Annotated in this window: 13 protein-coding genes and 1 tRNA gene; 8 read left to right on the forward strand and 6 right to left on the reverse strand. The window is 46.4% G+C overall.

Annotation, left to right across the window (positions count from 1 at the left end):
• From SGI98_11285 to SGI98_11305, 5 genes are all read right to left on the reverse strand, one after another.
• Positions 1-345, reverse strand: a 345-nt coding sequence (locus SGI98_11285; GenBank protein MDZ4743986.1) for a response regulator, incomplete at its 3' end; no start/stop codon positions are given.
• A 127-nt stretch (positions 346-472) separates the two neighbouring features.
• The gene (locus tag SGI98_11290; protein MDZ4743987.1) at positions 473-1,678 is read right to left on the reverse strand and encodes a TIGR03862 family flavoprotein; all 1,206 of its coding nucleotides are present in this window, start codon (positions 1,676-1,678) and stop codon (positions 473-475) included.
• Positions 1,679-1,795: 117 nt separating this feature from the next.
• Positions 1,796-2,881, reverse strand: coding sequence for a transporter substrate-binding domain-containing protein (locus tag SGI98_11295; GenBank protein ID MDZ4743988.1), 1,086 nt, complete (start codon positions 2,879-2,881; stop codon positions 1,796-1,798).
• Positions 2,882-3,017: 136 nt separating this feature from the next.
• The gene (locus tag SGI98_11300; protein ID MDZ4743989.1) at positions 3,018-3,464 is read right to left on the reverse strand and encodes a YkgJ family cysteine cluster protein; all 447 of its coding nucleotides are present in this window, start codon (positions 3,462-3,464) and stop codon (positions 3,018-3,020) included.
• Positions 3,465-3,638: 174 nt separating this feature from the next.
• Positions 3,639-3,713 (reverse strand) — tRNA-Thr (locus SGI98_11305).
• An 89-nt stretch (positions 3,714-3,802) separates the two neighbouring features.
• On the opposite strand from SGI98_11305, the gene SGI98_11310 reads away from it, so the two are divergent.
• The 6 genes from SGI98_11310 (at position 3,803) to SGI98_11335 (ending at position 9,168) form a co-directional block, all read left to right on the forward strand.
• Entirely contained in the window at positions 3,803-4,852 is a 1,050-nt protein-coding gene (locus tag SGI98_11310; protein MDZ4743990.1) for a tyrosine-type recombinase/integrase, read from the forward strand.
• A gap of 20 nt (positions 4,853-4,872) precedes the next feature.
• The gene (locus SGI98_11315) at positions 4,873-5,562 is read left to right on the forward strand and encodes a hypothetical protein (GenBank protein ID MDZ4743991.1); all 690 of its coding nucleotides are present in this window, start codon (positions 4,873-4,875) and stop codon (positions 5,560-5,562) included.
• A gap of 54 nt (positions 5,563-5,616) precedes the next feature.
• On the forward strand, positions 5,617-5,832 hold the full coding sequence (locus SGI98_11320) for a hypothetical protein (protein MDZ4743992.1): 216 nt from the start codon (positions 5,617-5,619) through the stop codon (positions 5,830-5,832).
• Positions 5,825-6,778, forward strand: coding sequence for a hypothetical protein (locus SGI98_11325; protein MDZ4743993.1), 954 nt, complete (start codon positions 5,825-5,827; stop codon positions 6,776-6,778). Before SGI98_11320 ends, SGI98_11325 begins: the two co-directional genes overlap by 8 nt.
• Before the next feature lie 586 nt (positions 6,779-7,364).
• The gene (locus SGI98_11330; GenBank protein MDZ4743994.1) at positions 7,365-7,490 is read left to right on the forward strand and encodes a hypothetical protein; all 126 of its coding nucleotides are present in this window, start codon (positions 7,365-7,367) and stop codon (positions 7,488-7,490) included.
• Positions 7,491-7,530: 40 nt separating this feature from the next.
• A complete protein-coding gene (locus SGI98_11335) occupies positions 7,531-9,168 on the forward strand; it encodes a SulP family inorganic anion transporter (protein MDZ4743995.1) in 1,638 nt (545 codons plus the stop codon).
• Here the strand turns inward: SGI98_11335 and SGI98_11340 are convergent.
• Positions 9,165-9,653 carry a DUF456 domain-containing protein gene (locus tag SGI98_11340; protein MDZ4743996.1) on the reverse strand — a complete coding sequence of 163 codons (489 nt, stop codon included), beginning with the start codon at positions 9,651-9,653 and terminating at the stop codon, positions 9,165-9,167. The genes SGI98_11335 and SGI98_11340 overlap by 4 nt on opposite strands.
• Positions 9,654-9,731: 78 nt before the next feature.
• Between SGI98_11340 and SGI98_11345 the strand changes: the two genes are divergently transcribed.
• Positions 9,732-9,905 carry a hypothetical protein gene (locus tag SGI98_11345; protein MDZ4743997.1) on the forward strand — a complete coding sequence of 58 codons (174 nt, stop codon included), beginning with the start codon at positions 9,732-9,734 and terminating at the stop codon, positions 9,903-9,905.
• Positions 9,906-10,368: 463 nt separating this feature from the next.
• Positions 10,369-11,557 (forward strand): DEAD/DEAH box helicase (locus SGI98_11350; GenBank protein MDZ4743998.1); only part of this gene is annotated, 1,189 nt, incomplete at its 3' end.

Below are 11,557 nucleotides of genomic sequence, written 5' to 3' on the forward strand. Positions count from 1 at the left end.
GTCCCCGAGGATGCGCGGAGTCATCACAGATTTATCCAGAATACAGGTGGCCCCGAGGTTAAGGGCTTGGCATTCGAGCTCCTCGGAACAAGAGGCTGAAAACATCAGGACAGGCATTTGGCTTGTGAACGTATATTTACGAAGATACTCCAGGATATCCATGCCATTCATATCAGGAAGCATGATGTCGAGGATGATTGCGTCCGGAGTGAGCTCATCGATCATACTTAATGCTGTTTGACCATCCATGGCGACTCGGACAGTGAATCCTAGTTCCATGAGTTTGATCGAATAGATTTTGGTTAAAATCTTATCATCATCTATGAGTAATATCGAGTTTAGCATGATTTTTCCTAGGTCATACTCTCAGTGATCGATAGTAAACATACCCTAAACCCTGTTTTTTTCAATTTTATGTTTTATCCGGGAGACACACAGGTACAAAGATTTTGCATCAATAGCCCTGAGGGTCTTAGTGAATACCAAGGTAAGTCATCATCGATTTTGCGGCGTAAGTGCCTGTGGCGAAAGAGCCCTGGAGCAAATAACCACCGGTGGGAGCTTCCCAGTCGATCATCTCTCCGGCGGCGAATACACCGGGCAATTTGCGTAACATCAATGCCGGGGTGAGCTCCTCCCAGCGAATGCCCCCCGCCGTCGAGATGGCTTCATCAATCGGGCGTGGACCTTTGAGGATGAGGCGGTAATTTTTGAGGAGGTTAACAAGCTGGTGAACCGTGAGTTTGCGGGCCCCAGCCCTTTCCATGAGGTGGCGGCAAGGGATGCTGAGATTCCAAGCTTTTGCAGCACGGTCGAAAATCTCATCTTGATTTTTGACGGCACCAAGCTTGCCCGTGAGGGCTTTTTCGTTCACGGTGGGTTTCCAGTCGATATTAATCGCAGGCTGCTTCATGACCCGCAGGTAACGCCCTAAGGCATACAGGGGGCCTCCTTCGATTCCGTAACGTGTGACCACGAGCTCACCGGAGACTTGGTGATGCCCGACAATGACCCTGATATTTTTTAACGGGACTCCCTCGATATGGGGGAGTATTTCTTTGGTCCAATCGACTTCCCAACCGCAATTTGCTGCGGTGAAGGGTGTGAGCTTTATTCCTTTACCAGTAAGGAGTGTATCCCACTTGCCGTCAGACCCCGTTTGTGGCCATGAAGCTCCCCCGAGGGCGAGGCAGACGGCATCGAATGTGTAGCTAGCCTCCTGATCGTGTGCAGTCTGAAAAACCAGTGTCCACTGAGTAGAGCTCTGTGTCATATCCCTTAGGCTATGGCTCATATGAAAATGAACATTTTGCTCATGCAGCCTCTTGACCCAAGCCCTCAGAAGGCCGGCGGCATATTCGCTTTTCGGAAAGATACGGCCACTGGTGCCTATATAAGTATCGTGTCCGAGGGATTTTGCCCACTCGCGCAAATTGCTCGCACTAAATCCATCAAGGATATTTCCCCATAGATCAGCCGGGCCACTGTAGCGGGAGACAAATTGCTCCGGGGCTTCGGAATGGGTGAGATTAAGGCCTCCACGACCAGCGACCAGGAATTTACGGCCTACCGAAGCTTTCGCATCAAAAAGATGCACTTCGATTCCGGGTATGCCGGAAAGAATCTCAGCTGCACGTAAACCGGCGGGTCCACCGCCTATGATTGCAATTTTTTTCACAAGTGAATCCTGACTTTGCGGTAATTATGAAAAGTCTGCAAGAATGAAAGATTCGATAAAAGTCTTTTTAAATGAATGGGATGAATACGTCTGACCACATATCGAGGTTTGAGATGATTAGCTTCCGGGTGAAGAATTCCTGTGTGGCCGCCGTGACGGGGCCTTGTCCTGCTGGTTATTGAGAGATTCGATGAATTTTTCTTTTAAGTCACGCCAAGAGGGTTCTGAAAGGATTTCCAGGAGGGCAAGGTAAATCGTTTTACGTAACGGACTATTTAATGGCAGGGCAAAGGCGATTTCAGTTTTGTAATTTTTGGCGGGTGTCAGATCAATGTCGGCTTCGAGATTGTCGCGTTTCAAAATATAATTCAAAATCAGGTCGTCACCGACAAAGGCACTGATTTTACCATCGACAATGTCATGGAGCCCTGCACGTGGACTATCGTATCCGATGACTTTCAGGTTAAATGCTTGCAGGTATTCCTCAGACACACCGCCTTTGATTGCGCCGATTTTGAGTTTACGGTATGTTTCCAGGCGGATCTCGGTGTTGGTAAGTTTTTGATTTGTCAGGATACTGGCCGTGGAGGCTGTCAGGGTGGAAATGGCTACTACACTGATAAACATCCAAAGCAGGGCGATGATCCGTCCCGGTAGGGATTTGATAGCAATACCGATACAGACGCCCGAGGTCAGGACCGCCCCGACCCAATAGGCTCCCGCGCCGATTCCTTGGATGAGGCCTTTGCCGAAATATTCGGGATTATGTTTGTGTTCGAGAAAATAGACAATTGTGCCTAGGACAAAGAGGATGAATACCAAGAGGCCGACGATTTCGAGGACTTGCCAGCGGAAAAAGAGGTGGATGGCATTCCTCCAGATATGGGTCTTGGGGAGTTTGGGGCGCGCGATGGCTAATCCTGTTGTAAAGATAGGGATCGTAAAATCGTAGTATTTTTCACGTTCAAAAACGACACTGATCGGAGTCGCGAGAAAATCAATTTTGCCGTCATGGAGAGCTTGCAAAGCCTCGGTGAGGGTCATTTCCTTGAAATCATAGTAGATATTGAGTTTACGGGCGATTTCACGCCAGATTTCGGGGCCAATACCCGTCCATTGGGCATTACCCGTCTGCATGGCATAAGGTGGCATCCGGATGACCCCGACATTGAGCTTACGTTTCGGGATCGGGGGCAAAACCATTAAGGTCACTGGAAACTACATGTGATACTGGGAGGAGGGACAGTAAGAAAAGGATAATGGTAGGCAAGAGTAAGCGTTTCACAACGGGGCAAGAATGCGGGTAAACGTCCCATTTTTCCAGAAAAATAGATAGCAGCTAGAGAATGCCTGAGTCAGTGACCGCTGTCGCAAGGGGAAGGGCTCCTTTGCCGCCGAGGCTTTGGTCTATTTTTTCGAGCCTACGGATGAGATCGATCACGTCTTTACGTGCGTAAGGTCCCCCAGCGGCGTGACAAAAATGGGTACGACATCCAAATGGGCGACTTTCATAAATCATACACTTTTGTGCGGGATTCAGGAAGGGACATGATCCATCCGGCTTTTCCGGCAGCAATTTGCGCCCGGAAGCCTTCCAAGCGCGGGCTGCAACCACCGCTTCACCCTTGGTCAGGTAAGGCGTACGCCCGGTGAGATTAAAATGACAACATTCCGCGGTCCCCGTGCAATTCCGTTCGATGCGCAATTTGCCCACGTCATCATAGACAGACTCGACTTCGAGCACGATTTCTTTGAGTAGTTCATGATCTTGGTTCCGGGACTTCATGGTAGAGATAGGGTTATAGAAAAATTCAGTTTGATAGAAGGAAATTATGATTTTAATCAGGATAATAAGTGAGTAACCCTTAATTCACTCCACTCCGAAACGCGATCAACCATAAAACAAAACCTGTTTTTATAAACAGTGATTATGGATATCTTGTTGGGCAGATAGTATATCTGGAGCCGATGGTCGGGATCGAACCGACGACCCACGCTTTACGAAAGCGTTGCTCTACCACTGAGCTACATCGGCTAAAGTGTTTATTTTAAATAACTTACAATGTATTTGAAACTAGTAAAATTCATGCTTGTAACCCGTTTAAGTAACCCTATGATAGATTCATGCAATCCCAAGAGCTTACAAGGGTAGCTGAATGCCTCTATCGTAATGGCAACGGTAATTATTATGCGATTGTTAAGGCTTCAGGCAAGCAAATTAAACGATCCCTGAGAACCGAGGATGAAAAGCTCGCTAAAAGGCGTTTGGCGGAGTTCAGGGCGAAAGCAGAGAGGTTAACGGGTGACTTAAAAGGGTTACTTTTTGAGGAACTAGCCAAAAGATGGCTCGAACTGATCAAAAACAACCTGAAACCTTCCTCTTATCAAAGGCGGTGCGGAATCGTCAAACAGGTAGAAAGATTCTTCAAAGGCAGACCCGTCCGGTCGATCAACCAGAGCGATGTTGAAAAATGGCAAATCAAACGTGCCGAAGAACTCTCGGCAAGGTCTTATAATTTTGAAAAAGAGACTTTGAGAAGGATTTTTGACTACGCCATCAATGACCTCCGAATCCTACTGGAAAATCCTATGCAGCGGGTAAAAAGGGTGAAGGAGCCAAAAGCTGAAATTGAGATTCCTTCAAGGCAACAGTTTCACAAGATGATTGAGCTTTTGCGGTTAACACCTAAATGCTCGGATGCCGTCGATCTTGTGGAATTCCTCGCCTATAGCGGGATGAGGCTAGGGGAGGCGAGGGAAGTGCTTTGGAAGGATGTAAATTTTTCAAGTAAGAGCTTGGTGGTTACGGGTGGGGAACTCGGCACAAAAAACCATGAGGCAAGAACCATTCCTTTATTTCCAAATCTCTCAAAGTTTTTGATGGGATTAAAAGAACGTATCCCAGAAGGCACAGAAAAAATGACAATCATAAAAATTAATTCCGCGAAAAAAGCTTTGGCCTCGGCTTGCAAGAATTTGGAATATCCAAACTTTACCCATCATTCCATGAGACACTTTTTTTGCTCGAATGCGATTGAAGCAGGGATAGACTTTAAAGTGATTGCTGGCTGGCTCGGACATAAGGATGGAGGAATCCTTGTCGCCAAGACATACGGGCATTTACGGAGCGAACACAGCTTTGCCATGGCGCAACGCATGACCTTTCAGGCTTAACAGTATAAAGAAATAAATATATGAATCTTATAAAAGACGGTGAAAAATTATTAAGCTTATGGGACAACTTCACCGAATCGGGTTTAAAATCGGTTCCCTCTGAAATATTAAGAGATCAAGAAAAAATTCCACCTGAATTGTTTTCAGCTTACCAACGAGAACTTCAGAATATTATGAAGGGTGGATCGAGAGATAAAGACTTCGACCTAGACAAATTGTTGGATGAAAACAAAAAGCCTACAGATATTGATGCCTATTATGGTGGCATAACTATAGGCATTCTCTATCGCATTGCCAGTGTTACCCTAAACAAGCTGACCTATAAAAATCATCCATCTTTCAATACAAAGACAATGAAAGAAATACAGTCAAACGCAAAAGAAACCCTTTCTTTTTTGGGGAATTTTATGTCAGAAACAACTAAAAAAGAGCCTTCTTTTTTCACAAACTTCCAAAAAGGTTATGCAGAAGGCCTTAGCAAGGCGATAAATTCTCATGGTCAATACATCGGAACTAGTCCCAATTTTTATCTAATTTCCTATCTAACGATACATTGGTGGAAGATCCAAAATCTTCCTAGTGTGTCTGCATTATATAAGATTGTAAAAAGTAATAAATTATACAATTACCCTTACGAGAGTTTCCAAAGATTTTGCAAACGGCATGGAATAGTTCTTCGCAAGCGTGGACGTCCGAAAAATAGGACATGAGACACCTGCACTGCGTCCATTTTTTCATTTTCAAAAGAATGAGAGAGTCGTCTCATGCAAATACAAGCAAACAAAAATCAAGTCGGGCTCAGGCTGGCTGTCACTCGCGTAGAGGCGGCAGAGGTACTGGGCGTTAGTCCTGCAACAATAGACCGTCTGACCAAGCGGAGGCTCCTGCACCCCTCCAGAGCTACGAGAAGGCCGCTTTATGCCATGATCGAGCTGACACGCTTTCTCTCCGAGACAACGGGGGAGGTGAGTCATGACTAAAATCACGATCAAGCTTGAACATGAGATCGCAACAACGGTGTGCGCCGGAGGCGCACCCGTGTTGCTTCCTTGTCAAGAGGGTAACAATTCAACCAATGAACAAGTCGGCTCGAGTCATCAGAAAAAGCATGACTTCACCGTGGCTTATCTGAATAAGTCGCAATTCGTCTTTGAGGAAAATGTGAAGACTTTCATTCAGAAATTTGGTTATGAAAAGTGTGGATTATTAACTTTGACCTTTGCGGATTGTCCAGACTGGAAAGAGTCGTCGCGGCGTTTTAATAGTATCTCCACGCATGTCTTAAGGAAAATATTTATCGCATACATGGGGGTGGTAGAGCTTCAAAAACGAGGAGCACCGCACTTTCATTTAATCGTGGCCTGTCCTCGGAATATCCGGCAAGGGTTTGACTTTCAAAAATTCAAGGCAAAGAAAAAGGGTTACTGCAAAAATCAATACCTCAAATCTTATTGGAACAAATTGCTCAGCGCATTGGAAAAATATTCTTTCGGAAAAATCCATCAACTCACCCCCTTGGAAAAATCCAAAGAGGCCGTTTCGAAGTATCTCACTAAGTATCTAAATAAATCCCAGTATATGCGTGAGCGCATTCCCAAAGGGGCAAGGTTCACCCGTTACTCCAAAGGATGGAGAAGTCACAAGATGGGCTTTACCTTTAACAACGAGAAGACACGACAATATCGAAAGAATCTGATTGGGGTGGCCTTAACACTAGGGATTACACGATATGAAGGCCTACGCAAGAAATATGGAAAAAGCTGGGCTTATATCATGAATGAAATAATTATTAACTATAAATGTCCTACGAAGAGTGAATCAATAGATTTCAGAAAACCGTTTAGGTCAACAAATCACACTTTTAGCACAACGAAGGAGCAAAGAACTCCAACAGATGATCAAGAAAAACGAAATGCTCCACACTAAACTCATTAATTCTACTGACACAAAAACATCATGATCCATGAAGATGTTATAGCGTGATACGGCGTAGGCCGTCGGACAAATTAGATTAACGGACATTAATAGGGGTAGCGATTCCGCAGGGGGCACTGCCCCCTAGGGGATAAACCGCCAAGGCGGACAAGTAGGAACGGAGCGGAAAGGAAAATCGCACTCTCAGACGATTGCAGGGGCGAGAACGTATCATGTGCGCGCATAAACCGCCATTCAGGAAAGTCGGATGTAATCAGAAATGTGACTCGGCGTAGGCCGCCGGAAAAAAATAAGTAACCCGATTAAGTAACCCTATGCCCAAAAATGAGCATTTTCAGGATGACTCAGGAAAACATGAAAAATGCTTAATCTCCTTTATCCATAGGTATTTGATGAGATTAGATGAGTGGGGATGAAATGAGAAAAAGTGCCCTTTTGGAATTACGAAAGCGTTGCTCTACCACTGAGCTACATCGGCTGAATTGTTTAGCAGTGAGGATTTTATGCGATTAAGAAGTGTTCCGGCAAGCAAATTTAATATTCACACTTGATCCTCACCAGAATGGTTCATCTTGGGATGAATCGAAGTGGTGAAAATAATTTGCTCTATAAAAAGAGTGCAAAAGTCAAACCCGTGAGGAATAATCCTTGGCCAGACAATGGGTTGAATAATAATGGCATTTACATCGTTCTTCAAACATAAGCATTTGAAACATCCCCTCTTTTTCAGGGGGCTCTTACCTTTGGACCGGTCACAACTTATTGCTAATCTCGTAGCGGGCCTTTCATTGGCGGCAATGAATATTCCCCAAGCAATGGGGTATGCCAAGATAGCGGGTATGCCTGTGATCACAGGCCTTTACACGCTTTTACTGCCGCTTGTCGTCTTTGCTGTATTAGGTTCATCCCGTTATTTGGTCGTGGCATCAGACTCCGCAACAGCCGCGATCCTGGCTGGCGGGCTCGCAGGATTGGCTGTAATGGGCAGTCCAGAGTATGTGGGGTTGGCAGGGATGGTCGCACTGCTCACAGCGGGCATGCTCCTCTTGGCGCGAATTTTGAACCTTGGTTTCTTGGCGGATTTCCTCTCAAGGACTGTATTGATCGGCTTTTTAACGGGTGTGGGATTCCAAGTGGGCATCGCTGTGCTGAATACTATGCTCAAAATCAATGTCGTGGGTAATAATCCAGTCCACCAGCTTTTTGAAGTCATTGTCAACCTTGACCGCACCCATTTACCTACAGCTGGGTTGTCCTTGTCGATTATTATCGCCGTTGTATACCTCCAGAAAAAGTTTCCCCGTTTCCCCGGTGCTTTAATGGCGGTGATTGCGGCTGTCATCCTGAGTTATGTATTTGGCTTTTCCCAATATGGAATGGAGGTCATTGGCCCGGTCAGCGGAGATTTCCCCCATCCGGTATTACCAGCATTTGAAAAAAACATGATCATGAATCTCCTACCAGTGGCCATGTCGTGTTTTATCATGATCGTCGCGCAAAGCTCCCTGACCGCCCGTGCTTACGGGACCAAACACCACCAGCACGTCGATGAAAATCGTGATTTGCTCGGGTTATCAGCGGCTAATGGCGCTGCGGCTTTGAGCGGCACATTTGTGGTCAATGGCAGTCCTACCCAGACAGCCATGGTGGAAACTTCCGGGGGGAGTAGCCAGTTGGCTCACTTATCGACAGCCTGTGTTGTTTTATTTGTCCTACTCTTTCTGACTGGTCCCCTCCAGTTCCTTCCAGTTTGTGTGCTCGGGGCGATTGTTTTTACCATCGCGATCCGCCTTGTGGATGTCGCTGGTTTCCGTGACCTCTGGAGGAAATCGCGGCATGAATGGCGTTTGGCACTGATTACAGCACTTTCGGTTGTTCTTTTCGGAGTGGAAAATGGCATCCTGATCGCCTTGATCCTGTCATTACTCCAGCACGTCAGGCACAGTTATCATCCCTCCACATCGATCGAGGGAAAGACTCCTGACGGACATTGGATCATGCACCACTTCGACACGGGAGAAATGGCGGAGGAGGGACTCGCTGTTTACTGGTTTGGCTCGTCCCTCTTTTATGCGAACTCCGACCGGTTTGCGACGAAGGCGCGGCATTTAGTCAAAAAGTTCTCCCCTGGATTAAAATGGGTGGTGGTGGATGCAGGAGCGATCAGTGCGATAGATTATACGTCAGGGGGGATGATCAGGGAGCTCGATGATGATATGAAAAGGCAAGGGATCCGCATGGTTTTTGTCCACCTGAGCAGGAGCGCAAAAAAAGACATGGAACAACTCGGACTCAATGATGTTTTTGGTGAGGAACGCCGTTTTGAATCCTTACGTGACTGTCTTGCGGCTTATCATGCCGCGCAGAATCTCCCCGTCTAGAGGGAATTGCGCAGGCACTCGACCACGATCCAGAAAACGATTCCCAATGTGAGGAACATCTTACAAATGACAGCTAAGAGGAATCCCGCTGCGGCCCCAACACCCGATTTCAGGGAATGCCACCACTCTTTTTTTGCAAAGATTTTTTCCCCTGCGAAAGCCCCGATAAAACTGCCGATAATGACCCCCATGAATCCGTAGAAAAATCCCACAGTCATTCCCACTCCTGCCCCACCAACGCCCCAGCGGCCGGAACCGGTGATTTTGGCGGCCCCCATCACAGACAGATAGTCGATAACTAGAATCAAGATAAAGACAAATACCGCTGCGCTGATCAGCCATCCACTAAAATAATCCGGCATGAATATCTTATGAAGTACCAAGGCTGCCATGATCAGGGCAAATCCCGGTAGGGCTGGAAGTACGACTCCTAATATACCTGCTAAAATCATGACCCAAAAAATAAACCAGATGATCGCGTCCATATAAAATTTAATCCCTTATTTTATTTTGATTATCCCAGTCGAGAGTTTCTTAAGACAAACTGCCGAACCCCTATTATCATGATGATGATGATGTCGGACATTGATATCGTCATCCTTATCGGAGTATTGGCTGATCGTGCGAATAAGCAGGACAATACTCATGGGCACCATTTTGCGCTTCAAAATAAATTCAGCAAGGAAGAATTCCTGTACTTTTTTGGTTGCTATCGGGATTGGGTGGTTGGTTACTGAGATTTAATCAATCGGATGCATGGTTTATTAAAATAATCGGTATCCACTGAATAACGAATCTTTCCACGCTTGATCCCTCATTATTATCCTTTTTTTCACCTGTTACCGCATCCAAGACTTGGGTGACAGAAATCGTGTTGAGGGTAACCTTTACCCGACAGTCCTGAAAAAAACTGAAGAATTAATTTGCTAATTCCAGACTCATCAGGTAGAAAGACCCCGCAATTAAGGATAGTCCATCTTACGTTCTAAGTTTGGTTTGCATAATTATCCTCCCTTATTTTTTTAAGTTACGGTGAGAACTTTAAGTCAGGGCATAAACAATATTCTCATCGAACATGGCCTTAAATAATTCAGAGCCATTAAAAAAAAATGTTCAGTGCTGGAGGATGCCCCTTAGCGAAGCGCGATATCAAATGCGCCCTTTAGAGTGGCCGACTTTTGCCTGACGGAAAGTAATACTATGGAAACACACACGAATAATGCCCAAGTCACACCTATGGACACAGCCCCTGTAGAAAAAACTCCTGAGGCTCCGGCCATGACAGGAATGCCTTTTGCGGAGATGCAGCTCGTTGAGCCGCTTCAAAAGGCCCTTAAAGTCAAAAATTACACACATGCTTCACCTATTCAGGAGCAAGCGATTCCCCATCTTCTCGAAGGCAAGGATCTTTTAGGTAGTGCCCAGACAGGGACAGGCAAAACAGCCGCCTTTGCATTGCCGATCCTACAACGCCTGGCCGCCGCCGGTTCACGCCGTGCGACCCCTTGTGCGCCCCGAGCCTTAATCCTCTCACCCACCCGTGAGTTAGCCCACCAGATAGCGGATAGTTTTGTCGCTTATGGGAAATTCATGAAACTGCGCCTGACTTGTGTTTACGGGGGAGTCTCCCAATACGGTCAAGTCCGAGACATGCAACGCGGTGTCGATATCCTGATCGCCACCCCCGGACGTTTGCTTGACCTCGAAGACCAAGGGTATATTAAGCTCAACGAAATCGAAATCTTTGTACTTGATGAGGCTGACCGCATGCTCGACATGGGTTTTGTCAATGACATCAAGCGGATTGTGGCCGAGCTGCCCCAGAAACGCCAATCCCTCTTTTTCTCGGCGACACTGTCCCGTGAAATTGTTGAATTGTCCAAATCCATGCTCACCGATCCGGTGCATGTCACGATCACTCCGCAATTCACCACAGCCGAGAAAATCGACCAACGTGTTTGTTTCATTCAAAAAGCCGATAAACTCGCGCTTTTGACTGAGCTCATGAAAAACAATGCCCAAGGCCTGACACTGGTTTTTAATCAAACCAAACACGGGGCAAACCGCCTCTCGGAGACTCTCGCCAAAGCGGGATTCCGTAGTACGGCTATCCACGGGAATAAAACCCAGGCTGCCCGTAAAAATGCACTGGATGGATTCCGCTCAGGATTTTATAAAACATTGGTCGCTACTGATGTCGCTGCCCGTGGTATCGATGTCAAGGGGATCACCCTTGTCGTGAATTTCGACATGCCTGATGAACCCGAATCATACGTTCACCGTATTGGTCGTACCGCCCGTGCCGGAGCCGAGGGGTTAGCCATCTCATTTTGTACAAATGAAGATGTCGAGTCTCTCCATGGCATCCAACGGTTGATCAAAAAAACTA

This window comes from Verrucomicrobiota bacterium (assembly GCA_034440155.1).
Classification (GTDB): domain Bacteria; phylum Verrucomicrobiota; class Verrucomicrobiia; order JAWXBN01; family JAWXBN01; genus JAWXBN01.